We start from the raw sequence: 18,732 nt of genomic DNA, 5'->3' as shown, positions 1-18,732 counted from the left end.
CGTATGCCGACATCGTTTCGGCAAGTACCGGTTTGACCGCACTGACCGGCTGGAACGCCGATGACGTTGTCGGAGTCATCTACGGCCATGGCGACATCGTCGCCGGACTGCAAGCCGGCGTCGCGATGCTGGCAGCCCTCGACTACCGCGACCGGACCGGCCGGGGACAGCACGTAGACCTGTCACAACTCGAAGCCATGGCAGCGCACATGGGTACCAGCGTTCTCCGAGCCGCCCGGTCACAGTCCCCCGATCCGATCGGCAACAGCCATCACGAACTGGCACCACACGGCGTGTACCCGTGCCTCGGCAGCGACCGGTGGTGCTCGATTGCCGTTCGCGATACCACGGAATGGAATGCATTGTGCCGCATCATCGAAGCAGAGAAATGGATCGGCAATCCTGACTTCGCGAGTGCAGAAAGCCGCCAAGCCGATCACGAACGTATCGACGACGCCATCGCCGACTGGACCAGGACTCTGTCACCCGAAACCGTCATGGAACGCTTGCAATCGGCGGGTATCGCGGCCGGCACCGTCCAGGACGGACGCGACCTGGTCGAGAGCGATCCACATCTTCGGGCACGCAGTTTCTATTCGGCACAGGAACATCCCCTCGCCGGAACATTCCTCCACGAAGGCATCCCCGTTCGCCGGAACTCCGAACCCGGCTCGATCCGACGCGCTGCGCCGGTGCTGGGCGCGGACACCGACGACGTCCTCGAGTCGGTGCTCGGATACAGCGACGAACTGATCGCCGGACTTCGCGACCAGTCGATCCTGTCCTGACCGCACTCATATTCAGTACATCCATTCACAGATCGCTACTAGGAGACACAATGCGCGCGGCCCGACTCCATCAGTTCGGCACTTCACCGGTCATCGACGACATCGACATTCCCACACGTGAATCCGGTCAGACGCTCGTGCGCATCGACGCTGCCGCGCTCGGCCATCTCGACATCACCGTCGCGAGCGGAAACTTCGGAGTCAAGCCGAACCTGCCACATATCGGTGGAACAGACGGAGCGGCGACGGTAATCGAATCCGACACCTATGAGCCTGGCACCCGCCTTCTGGTCCGAGGCGGCGGAGTCGGCCTGTTCAAGAACGGTTGCTGGGCTGAGTATCTGGTAGCGGCAGACAAGGCGTTCACACCCTTTGATCCCGCACTGTCGCCGGCCGTCGCCGCAACCTTCTTCCTGCCCAGCACAACCGGCTATGTTGCCGTCAACGACATTGCAGCCGTCGCTCCCGGCGAACGAGTTGTTGTCGCCGGAGCATCCGGCGCTGTCGGATCGATGGCAGCACAGTTCGCTCTGCTTGCCGGAGCGTCCGAGGTAATCGGTGTTGTACCGCGCGAAGATCAGGCTGCCTTGCTTCCGGAGGGTGTGCGTCCCGTCGTCGGGCAAGGCGACGAACTTGCCGGAGTGGTGGGATCCGAGCCTTCCGTCGACGCCGTGATCGACACGCTTGGCGGCGACGGCTTGCCGCACCTTCTGGCGAGTGTTGTCCCCGGTGGCCGGGCTGCCCTGATCGGATATACCTTGGGTAAGAGCCTCACCCTGGACTTGCCGAACTGGTTGCTCAGCGATGTCCGGATCCTGCCCGTCAACATGATTCGCAAGACTGCCCGGCAAGCCGAACTGGCACCTGAAATGATCCGGCTGCTCATCGAAGGCAAGATTTCCGTTGCAGTGCAGGAGTTTCCGCTGGATGACATCGCAACGGCACTGCAGTTGATGGGTGAGGGCAAGGTTGCCGGCCGGGCCGTCGTCGTACCCTGAGGGATACAATTACCCATGCCCCACGACGCACATGCCATTCCGCGCTCGCTTCCGGATTTGATCCGGAGGCGAGCTTTGGAGCGTCCGGAGCACCCGGCGCTCGTCGTCGACGGGATCACGGTCACCTACCGCGAATTGCGGGATCGTGCAGCGTCGATGGGGGCGGATCTCCGTAATCACGGTGTCGGCCGTGGGGAGCGCGTGGCGGCACTGTCCGGCAACAGGATCGAACTGGCAGACCTTGTTCTCGGATGCGCGTGGATCGGTGCGGTTGTCGTCCCACTCAATACGGCCCTCCGAGCCGACAGTGTTGCCGGCGCACTCGAACAGGCTGGTGTACAACGGATCCTGGTTTCACCCGAATACTCAGGCGCTGTAGCCGGATTCGACGGCACCGTGTGGGTCATGGGTGAACAGTGCGTCCCCACTGCCGGTTCGCATCCGGGCTGTGAGCCCGAGACCCTCGATCCGCTCGACCTGGCCGCGATACTCTTCACCTCCGGCACCACCGGTCTGCCCCGAGGCGTCCGATGCCCGCACGCGCAGTTCCTGCAGTGGGGCAAAGGCGTCGGCGCCTCACTCGGGCTCACCGGGGACGATGTGCTGTACAACTGCCTGCCGCTGTTTCACACCAATGCTCTCAATGCCTTTGTTCAGTCCCTTTGGGCCGGGTCTACTTTTTTCCTGGGACAACGCTTTTCGGTCCGCAATCATTGGCGCGAAGTTCGCGAGATCGGCGCAACTGTCGACTACCTGCTGGGTGCGATGGTGGCCATGTTGATGAACGCGGACCCATCGCCGCAAGACCGACAGCACAGCGTCCACGTGGCACTTGCCCCCGCAACGCCGGCTCATCTGATCGAACCGTTTGCCCAGAGATTCGGTGTAGAACTCGTGGACGGATTCGGAAGTACCGAAACCAATCTCGTGATCGGCACACTTCCGGGAGATCGGCGGGCCGGGTACATGGGGCGGGTGATGAGTGGCTACGACGCCGCAGTCGTCAACGACGGTACTGCGGCCGCAGACGGGGAGCCCGGCGAACTGGTGGTCCGCAGCACGATCCCCGGCGCCTGTTCACTGGGCTATCTGGGCGAGGAGATTCCGGCGACGGAGAGTTGGATACAGACCGGTGACAGGGTGATTCGGGAAGCAGACGGCTGGTTCCGATTTGTCGATCGCATCAAAGACGTGATTCGGCGCCGCGGTGAAAATATTTCCGGGGCCGAAGTGGAAACCGTTCTGGCGTTGCATCCGTCGGTCGGTCAGGTTGCCGGCTTCCCGGTACCGTCGGATCTGGCCGAGGACGACGTCATGGCAACTGTAATACTGCGCCCCGGAGTATCTTTCGACCCCATTTCGATTCTGGAGTTCTCCCAGCAACAGCTGCCGTACTTTGCACTTCCCCGGTACATCGACGTCGTGGACACGTTGCCACTCACCGAAACCGGCAAGGTACAGAAAGCAGTGCTACGTGAGAGGGGCGTCGGCCCACACACCTGGGACTGCGAGAAGAGCGTGTTCCGCGCCCGGCGATAGACCGCGCCTCGCTACTTGCCGCAACCGTTGAACGAACACATCACCGGACTGCAGATCGTGCGCAGAGCCAGCGGGTCGCTCGGCGAATGTGTGCACTTCATGGCATGAAGTTTTCGGGTGATTCCGGCGCCGGCAGTGCGCAGGGCCCCGGTGATGCGGCTGACGTTGAGGCGAGCCGTCGGCGCTGTCACAGACAACGCGCCGGCCAGAGTGCGCGGGCCGCTGAACACCGGCACTGCGACGCTCATGTACCCGAGCCGTGTCTCCTCGACCTCCACCGCGAGTTGTTCCTTACGCATCCGCTCGGTTTGCTGGCGCAGCACGCTGACGGACATCGTCGTTCGACTGGTCAAGGCGGTGAAACCCTGCTCGACTACCTCGTCGAAGACCGATTGCGGGGAGAAGGCAAGGATGATCTTGCCGGTGGCGGTGCAGTACAGCGGGAGCCGACCGGCCACCCGCGACTGCTGATTGAGCCCGCGGTGTCCGATGATCTTCTCGATGTAGAGGACGTCGATGCCGTCACGAACCGCAAAGTGAACCGTCTCCTGCGTCGCCAGTAGTAGGTCCTCCATGTACGGCAGCGCCGCGTCGCGCAGAATCCGCTGACGCGGCACCAATTGGCCCAGCTCGAACAATCGCAGGCCGAGCCGGTACTTGGTACCCGCGCGCTCGAGCAATCCCCACTCGACCAGCTCGCCGGCCAACCGGTGAACCGTCGCTTTCGCGACCCCACTGCGCCGGGTGAGCTCCGTCAGAGACAGGTCACTGTGGTCGGTGTCGAAAGCGTCCAAGATCATTCGAGCCTTGCCCAGGACCGAGGACAGTTCACCTGCAGGCTGCGATGCAGCGGTCGTTTCCGACGCGATGGGTAGTACGGATCCGAACCCGACGGATTGTTGTGGAGCGGCCATGAGTGTCCTCCTGAACGATCTGTGACAGCCTGCCGAGACCGAGTGCCACAACGACCGAGATCGGTCGGGGTCCTCGTTAGGTGCAGGTGCTTCGAGACTGACACTATGGTGACGACACGATGAGACGCACGCCACACGGTCCGCTCAGTGAACCCGTCCCGCAGAGTTTACACGGGGCGCCTACCTGCGTAATTCTCCAGAAACATGCGGACGACGGATGCAATCTGCGGAGCGTGCTCCTCGACGAGTGCGACGGTCCCCGATTCGACGATCTCCGTTTCCACCACTGCCGCACCCGTCAGGTGTGCACGCAACGGCGCAATGTTAGGCATCGAGAAGGGATCCTTCTGCGCGCAGATCAGCAAAACCGGCGCAGTCACCGAACCGACTCTCGCCTCCATGACGTAGCGGGCGCAGGCTTTGTGCCCCTCCGCCGGATCTACCCGGTAGGCAAGCGCGTCTCGGATGAACCTGTCGAGCAGTGCGGTGCCTGGTTCGGGGTAGTAGGGGCGACGCATCTCCCACAGCCTGGTGAGATGGCTACCGTCTGCGGCCCGGTCGACGCAGTCGATCCCACCGGGTCCCGAGTGCCCCTCGCGGTAGTTGCGGTCGGTCCACGGGCACGACGAGAGCACGGCAGCGTGCACCCTCTCGGGGCGTGATGCCGCCATCTCGAGCGCCACTGCCGCACCGGTGTGGTGACCGATGACCGTGACTCGATCGACGCCCAGGGTGTCGAGCAATTCCCACGCGCCTCGCGCATAGGTCTCGATGGTCTGCGGGCCGGGCACCGGAGCACTGTTGCCGTACCCCGGCATGTCCATCGCGACAACGCGGAAGTCATCGGCAAGGAGTGGAATGAACTCGCGGAACTCGTCCCACGACCGGGGCGCCTGATGAAGCAGGAGAATCGCCTCACCCGAACCTTGCTGCGCGTAATGCAATTGCCCGAAAGACGAATCAACGTATCCGAGTTGCAGGCCGCCAGCCATCAGAACGCCGCAACCATCGGGGTATCGACGCCGACGATGTCGATCTTTGCCGAACCACCCGGATTTCCGACGGGCTCGCTACGGGTAGGCAAGACCTCGAGGAAGAAGCGCTTGTTGTCTTCCTTGAAATCCGGGTCTGCTTTCCGGTCGACGGTGATCGCCTCCACCGGGCAGGCCAATTCGCAAGCGCCGCAATCGATGCATTCGTTCGGGTTGATGTAGAGCTTGCGATCACCCTCGTAGATGCAATCCACGGGGCATTCTTCCATGCACGATCGGTCCGTGTAGTCGATGCATGCTTCACCGATGACAAATGCCATTGCCTAGCTCTCCTGTTCGGTGGAGTGTCCAGGGAAGATTTCTGCTTCCGGATCCAGCACTGCCGCAGCGTTGTTCACCGCAGTCGCGGCCTCGCCGAAACCGACGGCGATCAAGCGGACCTTGCCGGGATAGTCCGTGATGTCCCCGGCGGCATACACACGCGGAACATTCGTCTCCATCCGTGTGTTCACCGCGATGTGGCGATTGTCGATCTCGATTCCCCACTCCATCATCGGACCGAGGTCGGCCGTGAATCCCAATGCAGCGATGACGGATTGAGCGGGCAGCGTGGACGTGCTCTTGTCTTGTTTGTGGGTGATGTCGACCTCGCCGATCCACCCGTTTCCACGTACCGCCGAGACATCGGCGTTGACGAGAACCTGGACACTGCTTTCCTGCACCTTGGCGACTGTGGATTTGTGCGCGCGGAAACGATCTCGCCGGTGAACCAGGGTGACGGACTTGGCAATCGGTTCCAGGTGAACGGCCCAGTCGAACGCGCTGTCGCCGCCACCGACGATGACAACGTCTTTCCCGGTGTGCGCCGACAAATCCGGGACGAAGTAACTCAGCCCCCGATCCATGAACTCCGAACCCTTCGCCAACGGACGCGGGGTGAAGGTTCCGATGCCGCCGGTGATGACAACCGCGCCGGCCACCACGACCTGGCCCGTGCTGGTGGTGATCCGCACCCGGCCGTCGTCGTCATGCGACAGCTCACGAGCCTGCATGCCCAGAAGGTACACCGGATCGAACGGGGCAGCCTGCGCCATCAAACCCTCGATGAGGTTGCGTCCCTTGACCGAAGGGAATCCCGCGATGTCGAGGATCGCCTTCTCCGGGTACATCGCACTGACCTGTCCCCCCGGTTCCGCAAGGGCATCGATCACGGCAACCGAGAGGCCGCGGAAGCCTGCGTAGTACGCGCCGTACAGCCCGGCGGGGCCGGCACCAATGATCAGAATATCGACGCCGATCTCGTTGTCGGTCGCCGTGGAAGACGTTTTGTTCACACTCGATACGGTATTGCGCCGACGGACTCACGCAAATGAAACCGGTCCGCTCAACAGACCTCGGTAACAGTTGCGGGACAACACGAAAAGGGCCCGCCGACCTCTCGGTCGACGGGCCCAATGCTCGCAGGAATTCAGTGCGCGAAGAATTCAGTGCGCGAATACCTCGGGTTCGTCTGCTGCGATCTTCTGGATGATGGTCGAGTACGCAAACCACCCCACCTTCTCGGTGCCGACTGCTTCGTAGGTCTGCGCCGCGATCTTCTCGTGCAGGACAACCGGATCACCGGCGGCTCGCGCCGTCAACTCCGCCTGCATCGACCGCTCCATCGACACATACCACCACACTGCGCTCTCCACGGAAGTTCCGACGGTCAGATGACCGTGGTTGGTGAGGATCACGGCCTTGTTCGATCCGAGGGCATCCGCGATGCGAATCCCCTCCTCTTCGTCCAGCGCCACCCCGTGATACTCCTCGTAGATCGAGTGATCCTCGTGAAAGGCGCACGCGTCCTGAGTGATCGGCGTGAGGCGGGTGTGCAGCGAGGAGAACGCCTTACCGTTCAACCCGTGAGCGTGAACAGCTCCGATGACGTCGGGACGAGCCTCGTGAACCTTGCTGTGGATGACAAACGCTGCTCGGTTGAGCGGTCCGTCTCCGGAAATGACCGCGCCGTCCGACGCCACATGCAGCAATTCCTCCGGCTGAACCTGGGAGAAGTGCCGCCCGAACGGCGCAGTCCAGAAAGTCTCCGGATCTTCTGGGTCTCGGGCGGTGATATGTCCCGAGATTCCCTCGTCCAAACCGAATTTCGACAAAATCCGATACCCGCCGATGACAGCGGTCTTGCGACGACGCCGCTCACTCTCGATATCGGTGAACTCGGGCGGTCCCGGAATTCCGGCCTGCTCGGCAATGCTCAGCGGGTGATTCATGCTGCGCTCCTGACTATTTGACGCCGTAACGGGCGAGGTACCGCGAGGACAGAATGCGGAGAATCCGGTCGAAGATGAAGCCCATGATGCCCAGGACGATGATGCCGACGAACGTCCAGTCGATCCGGCCGTAGTTTCGAGCCTGCCAGATCATCGAACCGATACCCTGGTCGGCGGCGACGATCTCCGCCGACACGATGGTGAGGAAGCTGTTGCCCATCGCCAGGCGAGCGCCCGTGACGATGCCGGGGATCGACGACGGCAAGACCACCGTCTTCATGATCTGAAGTTTGTTGGCACCAAGATTTGCCGCTGCCTGCAGTTTGTTCTCGCTGATCGCTACAGTCGCGGCAATCGTGCTGACCGTGACGATGAATACCGAGGTGTAGAAGATCAGAACAACCTTCGACGTCTCACCGATGCCGAACCAGACGACGGCGAGAGTGACAAACGCAATAGGCGGAATGAACCGGAAGAACTCGATGTACGGATCGAGGAGCTGTCGCACGATGGAAATGCGGCCCATCAGAATTCCGACGGGAGCACCGATCACGACACCCAGGAACCAGCCGATGAGAATTCGCTGACCCGATGCGGTGATCGACGACCACAGAACGCCGCTCTCCCACAGTTCCTGTGCCGCCGACCATACTTCGGCCGGTGATGCAATGGTGGTCGGCCCGTACCACCACGCCAGGAACGACCAGATGCCCAAACCGATTGCCGCTGAGGCTGCATACATCAGCGTCGCTTTGACAATCTTGGATCGCCGCGCCGACGAACGCTTTTTTGTCTCCGCCACCTTCGCTGTTCTCACACCGGCTGAACCACCGGTCACTACAGCCGTCACAGCTCGTCCTCCTCAATGCCTTGGTTCCGCAGCGACGCAACCACTTCTGCCCGAATGTCGTCCCGCAGCTTCTCGTAGAGCTCGATCACCTCGGGATCGTTGCGGTCTCGCGGACGAGCCGCATTGACCTCGTAGACGCTCTTGATCCGGGCCCGCGGGCCGGCCGACATCACGATCACACGGTCAGCCAACGTCAGTGCCTCGTCGATATCGTGAGTCACGAATACCACGGTGCAGCGGGTGTGCCGCCAGATACGGTCGAGTTCGGTCTGCAGAACCTGACGAGTCTGAGCGTCCAACGCACCGAACGGCTCGTCCATGAGAACCAACGACGGCTGGTTGGCAAGAACTCGTGCGATCTGAACACGTTGCCGCATACCGCCGGACAGCTGCGAGGGGAACTTCGCACCCGCGTGGGGCAAGCCGACCATCGCGAGGTACTCGGCCGCGATACTCGCTTGCTCGCTGCGGTTCGCTCCACGCATCCTGGGGCCGTAGGCCACGTTCTGGCTCACGGTCATCCATTCGAACAACGCTTCGGAGCTCTGAAACACCATGCCGGCGTGGCGGTTACTGCCGGCGACGACATCTCCGTCGCACACGATCTCGCCGGCGCTGGGTTCCACGAAGCCGGCCATGGACGACAGCAGCGTCGACTTGCCGCAGCCACTCGGACCGAGCAGACAGACGAATTCACCTGGCTGCACGTGCATGTCGATTCCGGCGACGATCTCCGCCGCGCCGAAGCTGATTCCGAGGTCGACCACGTCGATGGCAACACCGGTGTTCTTCTTGCCGGGGCCGGCTGTCCCCGCGCTATTCGTCGAGCTGGTCGTTGAACCACTTGTTGCGATACTCACTGTGCACCATCCTTGTACCAATCCAGAAGCATTGCCGATTCGAGATCCGGCTGGTCGCTGAGAACACCGATCGACTTGTAGAAATCTACGATCGACTGAGCCGACTCGACATCCGCAGCTTCGAGATTCACCACGGCGAAGTCGATCTCGTCCACCGCGGCAATAGTCTGATCCTCGCTGACGTTCACAGCCGCCTTGGTCGCGGACGCTGCCACGCCCGGATCCGACTCGACCTTGCGCGTTGCCTCGTCGAGCACCTTCGCGACGGTTCGCGCTGTCTCTTCGTTGGCCGACAACCACGGAGCCGTCGTGATCGCCCAATGATGATAGAACCAGCCGTAGTCTCCGGTTACTGCCACCACGTGGCCGGTTCCCTGATCCAGGGCGGTGGCCGGCCACGGCTCCCACAGGACAAACCCGTCGATGTCGCCGCGACTGAGCAGTGCGGGCATGTCCGTCGGGGTCGCCGAGATCATCTCGACCGAACCGGGGGCAATGGAATTGGCAGCGAGGTACTTGTCCGTCGAAATCTGGCTGAGACCCGGGACGATGCCCATCTTCTTGATCGCAGCCGGTGAGTCGACACCGTTACGCAGCACGACCTTGATGTAGTCACCCGACGCCTCGTACGAGTACATCGCGCGCAACGACGGATTCTGACGCAACTGGGCGATCGTTGTCGTATCGGAGCTACCGGCGATCTGGACCTGCCCGGTCGAGAGTGCGTCGACGGCCTCGCCACCACGACCGAACTGGACGAGTTCGACGTCCAAACCGGCAGCGTCGAACATGCCTTCCTGATCCGCTACGAAGAACGGAGCGTAGGAAGCATCGATTCCGACTGCGATACGCAGTGGTCCACTTCCGGCAGAATCAGCTGTGCTTTGCGTCGCCGGGCGGCTGCATGCGCCGGTTGCAACGGTCAGCAGCAGCGCAGCCGAAACAAGAGCAGTCCTTCCAAACTTTGACAGCGAGGCCATCTACTCACACCTTTGTTTGTGATCTGTGCCGCAGTTGCGGGTCGTGGAGAGCAAACCTAGCTGTGTGTACCTACACCCGAGAACCAACCGGGTCCACCGTGCGGACCGGGGACAGGAACTTACCTCGGCGAAACACTGCACCTGGAGGAACGTGCGGACCGAAATACTTCGGTAACACGGCCCTCGATCACAATGTCCACCGAATCACAATGTCCACCGAATTGTCTGCGAGCGCAGCGCACTGGCGACATTCTGCGCCGTCATCGAATAGATCGACGCACGCGCTCCGGCGCTGCCGCCGGCGACGTGCGGGCTCAGGAGGGTCGAATCGAATCCACGGAGCGGGCTCGAAATCGGTAGTGGTTCAACGTCGAACACATCGAGGGCAGCGCCGCCGACATGCCTGGAACGCAAGGCACGCGCCAATGCCGCGTCGTCGACGACAGCGCCGCGCGCCACATTGACCACGATCGCTCCGGTGGGCAACTGCGCAACTCGATGGGAATTGATCAGTCCCCGAGTTGATTCCGTAAGCGGGACGGCCAGCACCAGGACATCCGCGAGAGACAGTAACTCGTCGAGTGACACAAACGTCGCAGCCACAGTGTCACGCGGTCTCGAACGCGCGGTGACGTAGACGTCGCAACCGAAGGCGGCAAACAATTCTGCACACCGGCGGCCGATCGAACCAACACCTACGACGCCGACCCGGCGCTGCGCCAGATCGCGGCAATCGCGCGTCAGGATGGATTCCTGTGGCCATCGACCATCGGTAACCTCGTTGTGCGCCCAGAACATGGAGCGGCACAACACACCTGCCGCGAGTACTGCCCACTCCGCAACCGAGTTCGCGTTTGCACCGGGAGTATTCGCCACCGGAACTCCGGCGGCGCGCCAGGCTTCGGCATCGATGAAATTGGTTCCGGCACCAGGCTGTTGGACGAGGAGCACATTCCGGCCGAGCTCTGCTTCCTCCTTGCCCAGTGGCAGATCACCACTCCAGTCCCCCACCACGACGTCGCATGTCGGCAACTCCGCACGGAGCGCCCCCGTGGTGCGCTCAGGTAATCGAACTACCTCCGCCTCACCCCTGACGGCGTCACGGATTGCGGTACCGAGTCCGTTGTCGGCGTCGGCCGTCAGCAGAAGTACTTTCTTCACGAGAACTCCTTCGCTGTAAGACGATGACTGTACCTTCGAAAACGCGGAAGCCGGCCTCCCAATCGAGAGACCGGCTCCATTACGCAGCAGCATATTTGGCAGGTACTTCTCAGATAGCTGCCTTCGCGCTGGCTGATGCCTTTGCCAAGAACTCGAGGCTCAGCGGGTTGTACTTCGCTGCCTGCTCGTGCTGCGGCCAGTGACCGCACTCCGAGTAGAGTTCGAGCTGAGCGCCCGGAATATCCTCGGCCATCTTCTTCGCTTCCGGAACATCACCGAACGGATTTTCCTGACCCCAGACCACAAGAGTCGGCGCCTTGATGAGTGCCATTCGATCCGGGCGCAGCAGGTTCCGCTGGCGAACCTCCATCTCCTGCAAGGAAAGGAGGTTGTGGATGTTGGCGACAAAGTCAGGCTGATGGTAGATCCGGTGACGAGCCTGAACCAATTCCTCGGTTGCATCGGCGGGATCATGCATGAGCAACTGCATACGTGCGCGGGTCAATTCGATGTCGTCACTCTGGACGGCCTTCGCGGTCGACGTCTTGATGCGCTCCATGACTATCGGGTTCGCGACTGTTCCGCCTGCTGCCAGCAACTGCAGCGACAGAACACGTTCGGGCTGCTCGCTGGCCAGGTAGGCAGCGACCCAACCACCGAGGCTTTCACCCACCAAGTGCACACGGTCCAGTCCGACCGCGTCGAGGTAGTTCACCAAATGCTCGACGTAGCGCGGAATCTCGTACGGGTAGTCAGGCTTGCCGGTGTAACCATGGCCGAGCATGTCGATCGCGTGAACCCGGTAAGACTCGGCGTGCGGTGCAATATTGCGTGCAAATGCCTCGAGGTGTCCGCTGGTGCCGTGCAGGAAGATCACGGCCTCGTCACCGGATCCTGCCTGCAGAGAGCGCGTGGGCACACCGCCGGCGTCGACGGTCGTCAACTCGAAATCGAGCCCGGCAAGTTCGTTCCAGATTGTCATCAGAGAAACTTCCTTTACTGAAGGTGCAGATTATGTTGTTGCGCTGTCTGTTCCAGCTGGATCGAGAATCGTGACACCCATACCGGTGAGCCACTCGGGAATCGCTTCGTAGGCAAGGCGTTCACCCGGAACGTAGTCGAGCATCGCGGCCATCATGAGCCAGGTCCGCAACTCCTGCGCACCGTTGCCCGCCTCGTCTTCGATCTGCTGCGTCGTGAACTCGGCAAGCTCACTTGCCTTGCCGCTGGCAAACAGATCAAGAATTCGGTCATCGAACTCCGGAGTGATCGCGGCATCGGCTGCGCGGATGATCTGGCGTCGCCGGACGTCGTAGTCGGACCAGTTCTCCCGGCCGTCCAGCCAGGCTTGAACCATGAAATCCTCGTCCTCACCGTGCGGATCCCGCCAGTCCGGCCAGGGCAGACGATGAGACAATCCACCGGACGCGATCACCACGACCCGGGTATCCGCCGGATACGACGCAACGGCATCCCGCAGGGCCTTCGCCACTTCCTCACATCGCTTGAGCGTCGGGAGGGGCGGCGCGAATACGTTGACCACCAACGGAACTATCGGAACATCGATTCCGTCGAGAAGGTACTGAATCGCGTGAGACTGACCATGATCGATCTGCAATCGCGCCGAGTAGGCAAGATCGAACCGGCCACCTTCGATCAGCTCGTTTGCAAGGTGCCTGGCGAACTCCACGTCGACCCGTTGCGGCCCCTTGGGTGTTCCTGACTCGCCACTGGAAATGCACTCTCCGACGCCGAGAGTGAACGCCGGAATCAGATCCAGCCAGAAACCGCGAAAGTGGTTGGAGCCGAGAATCAAGACAACATCGGGTTTCGACGCCGCGATCTTCTCCCGGCTCAGATACAGCGCGTCCCGGAAGCGTTCGGCCTCCGCCTTGTGCGTCGTCTCTTCCCAATGGGTGTTCATCAAGGTGCTGTGGGAGGCACCGATACCCAGAACTATCTTCGCCATCAGTCGATTCCTACTTCCTCGAGCGAGCGGGTGACGGTGTCGAGGGCCACTCGGATCAGATACTTCGTAAATCTCTCCGCCGCAGCCAGGTCCACAGTGTTCATCCCCATCGCGAAGTCCACCTCGAACGGTGCGTCGACCACCTTGGGCATACCCACCCGAATCGTCGGGATGCCGCGGCTGCGCAGGATGTTTGCGTCGGTGGCTCCACTCGCGTCGAAGAAGTCCTGATGCGGCTCTCCTTCGGCAGCTTCCCACGCGTGGACTGCGGCGCGGCGCAACCACATTCGAGGGTCGGAACCCTCACCGGGGATGGCAAGAACCTGTTCGACGTCGATCTGCAGATCCAGCGATTGTGCGATCTCCGCAACCACGGCTTTGAGTTCGCGCTTGGCCGCGGTGGGCGTCGTCCGCGGGCTGAGCCGTAGATCAACGGTAAGGCGCACCTGCTCGGGGGTGAACGACGCTGTTCGCTCCCACCCGCCGCGGATGTTGGCAACGATCCCCTGAGGCGCAACCAAACCGTCCTGATGCGCCGCCGAGTACTTCGGGAACCATTCCTCCAACTTGGCTACCACCTCGCCGGCTGCGGTAATCGCGTTGCGGTACGGCAACCGGTGGCGCGAGCCGACGTAGGTGTGCAGACCGTGCACCGTGATCTCGAACCAGGCCAGTCCCACTTCTTCCCAGGAAACCGTCCAGCCGGGCTTGGCGATCAACGCGCAGTCCGCCCACACTCCCTGTTCCAGGAGGAACGAGCAGCCGACGCCCTGGCCGGTGTTGCGTCGGGGGTTTCCGACACCGGGGCGGGCATTGGTCGGCATACCACCGGCGCCGAATCCGAGCACCAGGTCACCGCGGAGTGGAATACCGGCTGCGGCAATTGCTTCGGCCGCCGCGACAATGCAGACGGCGTGGCCTTTGGGGTTCGACGCACCCAATCCGATCACGTAGTTCTCGTCGAACTGGGCGTGCGGCGTCAGATCCGCTCGCAGCTCATTTCCCACCCACGGCAGGTCTTCCGCCGGATCGCCGGTCGTGACGGTGTCGATCGGCGCATACAGCAACAGGTCCGGTCCGGACCCGTCACCGCGGAGCCTTCCCCACGAGTTCGCTTGCCGATCATCGAGATCCATTGTGTGGGCCTCGATGCCCGACGCTGCCAGGACCGTCGTGATGTGGCGGGCCAGCGGTGCTTCGTCACCCGTCGGACTGGGAATGTTGACCACCGAAGTGGCGAGATCCCGCAATCGCGCACGATCGACATGGGCGTAGGCTCGCTCGACCCATTCCCGGCGCTCGTCGCCTAGGCCTGCGAGAGCATCGGCCCTCGCAGTGGTCATGGATTGACCTGATGTACCTGAGTATTGCTGCGCTCGCCGGCCAGCTGCCACAGCTTGGGAACTGCCACTGCAACAGCGGCACCGATAGCGACAGCCGTCAGAATCTTGAACATGTATCTCTCCTATTCGCTGGTGCCGGTGGGAATCTGAGCGTCGGCGACAGGGGCCGAGCGGGGCGTTGGCGTCCGGCGCTCTCGGGTGGGCCTGACCGGCGCCTTCGGGGTGTGCTTGGCCGCGTCGGCGATCTTCTCGGCGTACTCTTCCTCTGCCAGATTTCGCCACGTCGTCAGCGACACGTCCGGTCGGTACAGCTTCTCCGGCGGTGCGTCGGTGACCTCGACCATCCACGCATCCTGACCCGAGAACTGACCGTGGAACAGCCAGCGGATCGCGCCGAGGTACTTGGCGTAGAAGCCCAATTTTGCTGCGCCGGAGACGAAGTTGACCATGAGGCCGACGTACTTGTGGTTGTCTTCGTCCACCGGGACGTAGAACTCGTAGTGAATGAACTTGGGGTACGCGATGCGCAGGACACCCGGCATGGACAGTGAAGCAAAACCGGGGAAGTTCTGAGCTGCGATCACAGGATTGACGTCCAGACCGGCGCCGACGTTTCCGATCTGCGAAATCTGGGTCTCGTCCGGCTTCTTCTTCCACCACCGCTTGTTCGTCCAGGTTCCCACGCCCGGGAATTCCGCCTCCCAGTACACCTCTTCCTGCACGCGGTAGATCCAGCGTCCCTCCGGAACGATGCTCGTGATGTTCCACGTCGGCATCGGCTTGAACAGACGCCACAATGCGGTGCGGTGCAGGTACTTCGCATGTCCCTCGTCGAAACCGTTCTCACATGCGAAGCGCCAGTTGCCTTCTCGGGGCTGAATCCGACCACCTACGATACCCTTGTTCTCCACCAGCTCAAGCGGCAACTGGTCGTCGATGGACGGCGCCGGCTCGTTGGCGATCGGGATGTACACCCACACCAGACCGAGTCGCTCCTCGATCGCATAGGTCTGGACGTTCAGCTTGCCGCAGATCTTGGAATCCGGACCGTCGGTGATGACCGCGGCCAGCTTGCCGTCAGTGAGCCGGTACGTCCAGCCGTGGTACGGGCAGCTGACAGTTCCCGGGAACTGCTGATCGCCCTCGGACAACGGAACGCCGCGGTGCGGGCACCGATCGTGCAGGGCATATGCCTTGCCTGCGTCGCGGATGATCGCCAGCTTTTCACCACAGATGGTGAAGCTCTTGGGGTCTTTGGTGATGTGGTTCGACCACGTGACCGGGTACCAGTAACCGCGGTATCCGCTGCCGGCTGCGTTGTAACCCGGCCATGCCGTCCAATCCTGCCGACCGGCCGCTCGTGGCCGCTCGGGCAGCGCGAACGTGGCTTCCGACGCCTCGACACCAGTCATGTGAAGTCCTCTCGACACTGAACGTTTGAATGAAACAGATCTTGGGTGAGATTGCGGTCTACGGCAATGGATTCGGTTCGCTCAGCAGACCCGGACCACCACAGCGGTTCCGACGGCACACAGCACGCCATTGTCCGAATGCTCCCGCAATGCCAAAGTTAGTTGGTCACTGTCGATTTGGGACACTTCACCCGACACCTCGAGTGTGGTTCCGACGGGCGCGGGCGCACGATTCTGCCAGGAGACGGACACAACTCCTTCGTATCCACCTGCAAAGTGTGACGCGGCACGAAAGAACAGCGTGCCCTGCAACTGGGCCATGACCACCGGTGCGGACAACCCCTCCGTCTGCGCATAGGAGGCGTCGTAGTGAATACGGTGCGAATTGTGCGTCGACGCCCCGAATCGAAGGATCCGAACCGGATCGCAGACCAAGGTCACCGATTCGATCGGCGTGCCCACGACTACTGTTTCGGTCATCGGACGATGAACTTCTCGACGACCTCGGCAAATGCGCCGGACTGCGCACCCCGGTAAGTCTTGGTGACCGAGAGCAGCAGAAACTCGTCCGGAGCCCGGCCCTTGGTCGTCACGGTATCGAGTACTCGCCCTACGACGACAGACTCACCCAGCGGGGCCGGTCGCAAGAAAGTCACACTCTGCCCGCCGGCCATCAAGCGCACGTCGATACCGTCTGTGCCCGGCACTTCGTCACGGAACATGCCGTCTGCTCGGTACTCTCGATCGGAGCCACCTTGCGGTCCTCGCAAAAGCGAAGGCAGATACATCGGATGGACGGCAAATGCCGGGTGCTCCGGGTCGAGAAACCGGGGGTCCGTCTCGGCGGTGGCAACCGCAAACGCAACCGACTCCGCCGGACGCACCGTTCCCAACTCTCGCGTTTCCCGCGTACCGATCATCGCCTCCGCGCGATCACGCGCGTGCTCGAGTTCTGTTCTCATGCCAGCACGCTAGGCATTCGGAAGTCTCACAGCCACGAACCGGGTTCGCCTGCCGGACCGCGATACTTCCCATACCGCTCACCTCGAGGTCAGGTATAGCCATGGCTGATCAACCGAAGAGCTTGTACGCCAAAGCAGATGGCGTCACATTCCATTACTACGACCTCGGCGAGGGCGACCCCACGATTTTCCTGCACGGAGGCGGCCCCGGCTGCACTGCGTGGTCCGACTTCGGGCCGGTGGCACCGCTCTTCGCCTCGGATCGACGAGCGATTCTCGTTGATCTGCTGCAATACGGTCGGTCCGACAAGTGCACCATCGCCGGCCCAATGTGGGACTTCCACGCCGCCAAGGTGGTTGCCCTGCTCGACGAACTCGGAATCGAACGCGCAGACTTCGTCTGCAACTCGTGGGGCGGCACCATAGCGCTCAATCTTGCGGCAAAGTACCCGGAACGCGTTCGCTCCCTGGTGATCACGGGCAGCATGCCCGTCTTCTACGGTCCACTCGCGCCGCTCCCCGAGGATGGCCGTCGTGGCCGCAACGCCCGCGACGTCTACTACGGCGGCACCGGCCCCACCCTCGAAAAACTCCGCACCTTGATCACCAGTCTCGAATGGTTCGACGGATCGAAGTTGCCCGCCGAAACCCTCCAGATGCGATACGAGCAAAGTCTCGACCCCGAAGAAATGGCCCTGGCTGCCTCGGCGGACTCACCTCGTGGCGATTGGCAGGATCTCACAGCTGAACTCGGCCAGATCCAGGCGCCGACGCTATTCGCCTGGGGCATGCACGACGCATTCCTCACCCCGGACTACCCGCTCATGCTTGCGCGGATGATTCCCCATGGCCATCTCTACATCATGGACAAGGCGTCGCATCATCTTCAGGAAGAACGACCATACGACTACTACAGTGTAGTTTCGGGTTTCCTTGACCAACAGCACAACTGAACGAACGGTGATCGCCCCGACGGGCGGTGCACGGATCCGATTGGTACTGCTTCTCGGAATTCTCACCGCCCTCGGGCCGTTCACCGTCGACATGTATCTTCCTGCGCTGCCACAGATCACGCAGGAATTCGGCACGTCGGACACGATGGTTCAGCTGACCCTGACGGGCACACTGCTGGGTCTGGCTTTCGGCCAGTTGCTCATCGGCCCACTGTCCGACATCTACGGACGTCGACGTCCCCTGCTCGTGGGCACAGTAATTCACGTCGGCGCGTCGTTGGCCTGCTTCTTTGCTCCGTCCATCGAAGTCCTCACTGCGCTGCGAACCCTTCAAGGTTTCGGCGCCGCCGCGACAGGCGTGATCGCGATGGCAATCGTTCGTGATCTATTCACCGGACACGATGCGGCAGTTGTACTTTCGCGGCTGATGTTGGTCATGGGCGTAGCGCCCATCCTGGCCCCCTCCATCGGCGGGGCACTGATGTCCGTAACACAGTGGCGCGGAGTCTTTCTCACTCTCTTCATCCTGGGCATCGCGATGATCGCACTCGCGGCAGTATCGCTGCCGGAAACACTTCCACCCGAGAATCGGTCGGGCAAGGGCATCGGCGCCATCGCGCGAAACTACATTGCGCTCGGCAAGGATGCCCACTTCATGGTGTTGGTGCTCGTGTGCGGTCTCGGCCGCGGCGTTTTGTGGTCGTACATCGCCGCGTCGTCCTACGTGATGCAGGAACAGTT

At 62.0% G+C, this 18,732-nt stretch carries 20 protein-coding genes; 5 read left to right on the top strand and 15 right to left on the bottom strand.

The window, feature by feature from the left end:
* The 3 genes from A2J01_RS04410 to A2J01_RS04400 all read left to right on the top strand — a co-directional run.
* On the top strand, positions 1 to 788 hold a 788-nt coding region (locus tag A2J01_RS04410; RefSeq protein WP_197494151.1), incomplete at its 5' end, for a CoA transferase.
* A 50-nt stretch (positions 789 to 838) separates the two neighbouring features.
* On the top strand, positions 839 to 1,786 hold the full coding sequence (locus A2J01_RS04405; protein WP_007731598.1) for a quinone oxidoreductase family protein: 948 nt from the start codon (positions 839 to 841) through the stop codon (positions 1,784 to 1,786).
* A gap of 15 nt (positions 1,787 to 1,801) precedes the next feature.
* The gene (locus tag A2J01_RS04400) at positions 1,802 to 3,325 is read left to right on the top strand and encodes an AMP-binding protein (protein WP_064112102.1); all 1,524 of its coding nucleotides are present in this window, start codon (positions 1,802 to 1,804) and stop codon (positions 3,323 to 3,325) included.
* 11 nt (positions 3,326 to 3,336) lie between these two features.
* Here A2J01_RS04400 and A2J01_RS04395 read toward each other — a convergent pair whose 3' ends face one another.
* From A2J01_RS04395 to A2J01_RS04325, 15 genes are all read right to left on the bottom strand, one after another.
* On the bottom strand, positions 3,337 to 4,239 hold the full coding sequence (locus A2J01_RS04395; protein ID WP_007731601.1) for an IclR family transcriptional regulator: 903 nt from the start codon (positions 4,237 to 4,239) through the stop codon (positions 3,337 to 3,339).
* 167 nt (positions 4,240 to 4,406) lie between these two features.
* Complete coding sequence (locus A2J01_RS04390; RefSeq protein WP_064112099.1) at positions 4,407 to 5,231, bottom strand: alpha/beta fold hydrolase; 825 nt, start codon at positions 5,229 to 5,231, stop codon at positions 4,407 to 4,409.
* Complete coding sequence (locus A2J01_RS04385; RefSeq protein ID WP_007731605.1) at positions 5,231 to 5,551, bottom strand: DUF362 domain-containing protein; 321 nt, start codon at positions 5,549 to 5,551, stop codon at positions 5,231 to 5,233. Before A2J01_RS04385 ends, A2J01_RS04390 begins: the two co-directional genes overlap by 1 nt.
* Before the next feature lie 3 nt (positions 5,552 to 5,554).
* Positions 5,555 to 6,565 carry an NAD(P)/FAD-dependent oxidoreductase gene (locus A2J01_RS04380; protein ID WP_050655582.1) on the bottom strand — a complete coding sequence of 337 codons (1,011 nt, stop codon included), beginning with the start codon at positions 6,563 to 6,565 and terminating at the stop codon, positions 5,555 to 5,557.
* A gap of 150 nt (positions 6,566 to 6,715) precedes the next feature.
* Positions 6,716 to 7,501, bottom strand: a complete 786-nt coding sequence (locus A2J01_RS04375; protein ID WP_054188628.1) for a class II aldolase/adducin family protein — start codon at positions 7,499 to 7,501, stop codon at positions 6,716 to 6,718.
* A gap of 13 nt (positions 7,502 to 7,514) precedes the next feature.
* Positions 7,515 to 8,351: an ABC transporter permease gene (locus A2J01_RS04370; RefSeq protein WP_019746502.1), complete on the bottom strand. Its 837-nt coding sequence runs from the start codon at positions 8,349 to 8,351 to the stop codon at positions 7,515 to 7,517.
* Positions 8,348 to 9,211, bottom strand: a complete 864-nt coding sequence (locus tag A2J01_RS04365) for an ABC transporter ATP-binding protein (RefSeq protein WP_007731623.1) — start codon at positions 9,209 to 9,211, stop codon at positions 8,348 to 8,350. The genes A2J01_RS04370 and A2J01_RS04365 overlap by 4 nt, the downstream gene beginning before the upstream one ends.
* Complete coding sequence (locus tag A2J01_RS04360; protein ID WP_007731624.1) at positions 9,208 to 10,191, bottom strand: ABC transporter substrate-binding protein; 984 nt, start codon at positions 10,189 to 10,191, stop codon at positions 9,208 to 9,210. Before A2J01_RS04360 ends, A2J01_RS04365 begins: the two co-directional genes overlap by 4 nt.
* A gap of 204 nt (positions 10,192 to 10,395) precedes the next feature.
* Positions 10,396 to 11,352 (bottom strand): NAD(P)-dependent oxidoreductase, encoded by a 957-nt coding sequence (locus tag A2J01_RS04355; protein WP_064112092.1) that lies wholly within the window; start codon positions 11,350 to 11,352, stop codon positions 10,396 to 10,398.
* A 109-nt stretch (positions 11,353 to 11,461) separates the two neighbouring features.
* The gene (locus A2J01_RS04350; RefSeq protein WP_064112089.1) at positions 11,462 to 12,334 is read right to left on the bottom strand and encodes an alpha/beta fold hydrolase; all 873 of its coding nucleotides are present in this window, start codon (positions 12,332 to 12,334) and stop codon (positions 11,462 to 11,464) included.
* A 30-nt stretch (positions 12,335 to 12,364) separates the two neighbouring features.
* Positions 12,365 to 13,321, bottom strand: coding sequence for a catechol 1,2-dioxygenase (locus tag A2J01_RS04345; protein ID WP_064112086.1), 957 nt, complete (start codon positions 13,319 to 13,321; stop codon positions 12,365 to 12,367).
* Positions 13,321 to 14,664, bottom strand: a complete 1,344-nt coding sequence (locus A2J01_RS04340; RefSeq protein WP_064112083.1) for a M20 family metallopeptidase — start codon at positions 14,662 to 14,664, stop codon at positions 13,321 to 13,323. Before A2J01_RS04340 ends, A2J01_RS04345 begins: the two co-directional genes overlap by 1 nt.
* 122 nt (positions 14,665 to 14,786) lie before the next feature.
* Positions 14,787 to 16,076, bottom strand: a complete 1,290-nt coding sequence (locus A2J01_RS04335; RefSeq protein WP_064112080.1) for an aromatic ring-hydroxylating oxygenase subunit alpha — start codon at positions 16,074 to 16,076, stop codon at positions 14,787 to 14,789.
* Positions 16,077 to 16,157: 81 nt separating this feature from the next.
* Entirely contained in the window at positions 16,158 to 16,556 is a 399-nt protein-coding gene (locus A2J01_RS04330; RefSeq protein ID WP_021332874.1) for a hypothetical protein, read from the bottom strand.
* On the bottom strand, positions 16,553 to 17,038 hold the full coding sequence (locus tag A2J01_RS04325) for an FAS1-like dehydratase domain-containing protein (protein ID WP_064112077.1): 486 nt from the start codon (positions 17,036 to 17,038) through the stop codon (positions 16,553 to 16,555). Before A2J01_RS04325 ends, A2J01_RS04330 begins: the two co-directional genes overlap by 4 nt.
* A 101-nt stretch (positions 17,039 to 17,139) precedes the next feature.
* On the opposite strand from A2J01_RS04325, the gene A2J01_RS04320 reads away from it, so the two are divergent.
* A complete protein-coding gene (locus tag A2J01_RS04320; RefSeq protein WP_007731641.1) occupies positions 17,140 to 17,991 on the top strand; it encodes an alpha/beta fold hydrolase in 852 nt (283 codons plus the stop codon).
* A gap of 7 nt (positions 17,992 to 17,998) precedes the next feature.
* Positions 17,999 to 18,732 (top strand): Bcr/CflA family efflux MFS transporter (locus A2J01_RS04315; protein ID WP_156519153.1); only part of this gene is annotated, 734 nt, incomplete at its 3' end.

Origin of the sequence: Rhodococcus sp. EPR-134, assembly GCF_001647205.1 — a bacterium.
In the GTDB taxonomy this organism is placed as follows: Bacteria; Actinomycetota; Actinomycetes; order Mycobacteriales; family Mycobacteriaceae; genus Rhodococcus_F; species Rhodococcus_F qingshengii.
This window is presented reverse-complemented; position numbering and strand designations above follow the sequence as displayed.

Bases quoted from the DNA above. Each gene is read 5' to 3' on its own strand.
- A2J01_RS04385 (WP_007731605.1), bottom strand. From the start codon at position 5,551: ATGGCATTTGTCATCGGTGAAGCATGCATCGACTACACGGACCGATCG.
- A2J01_RS04395 (WP_007731601.1), bottom strand. From the start codon at position 4,239: ATGGCCGCTCCACAACAATCCGTCGGGTTCGGATCCGTACTACCCATC.
- A2J01_RS04325 (WP_064112077.1), bottom strand. From the start codon at position 17,038: ATGAGAACAGAACTCGAGCACGCGCGTGATCGCGCGGAGGCGATGATC.
- A2J01_RS04330 (WP_021332874.1), bottom strand. From the start codon at position 16,556: ATGACCGAAACAGTAGTCGTGGGCACGCCGATCGAATCGGTGACCTTG.
- A2J01_RS04345 (WP_064112086.1), bottom strand. From the start codon at position 13,321: ATGGCGAAGATAGTTCTGGGTATCGGTGCCTCCCACAGCACCTTGATG.
- A2J01_RS04320 (WP_007731641.1), top strand. From the start codon at position 17,140: ATGGCTGATCAACCGAAGAGCTTGTACGCCAAAGCAGATGGCGTCACA.
- A2J01_RS04360 (WP_007731624.1), bottom strand. From the start codon at position 10,191: ATGGCCTCGCTGTCAAAGTTTGGAAGGACTGCTCTTGTTTCGGCTGCG.
- A2J01_RS04350 (WP_064112089.1), bottom strand. From the start codon at position 12,334: ATGACAATCTGGAACGAACTTGCCGGGCTCGATTTCGAGTTGACGACC.
- A2J01_RS04375 (WP_054188628.1), bottom strand. From the start codon at position 7,501: ATGAATCACCCGCTGAGCATTGCCGAGCAGGCCGGAATTCCGGGACCG.
- A2J01_RS04400 (WP_064112102.1), top strand. From the start codon at position 1,802: ATGCCCCACGACGCACATGCCATTCCGCGCTCGCTTCCGGATTTGATC.
- A2J01_RS04340 (WP_064112083.1), bottom strand. From the start codon at position 14,664: ATGACCACTGCGAGGGCCGATGCTCTCGCAGGCCTAGGCGACGAGCGC.
- A2J01_RS04390 (WP_064112099.1), bottom strand. From the start codon at position 5,231: ATGGCTGGCGGCCTGCAACTCGGATACGTTGATTCGTCTTTCGGGCAA.
- A2J01_RS04335 (WP_064112080.1), bottom strand. From the start codon at position 16,076: ATGACTGGTGTCGAGGCGTCGGAAGCCACGTTCGCGCTGCCCGAGCGG.
- A2J01_RS04405 (WP_007731598.1), top strand. From the start codon at position 839: ATGCGCGCGGCCCGACTCCATCAGTTCGGCACTTCACCGGTCATCGAC.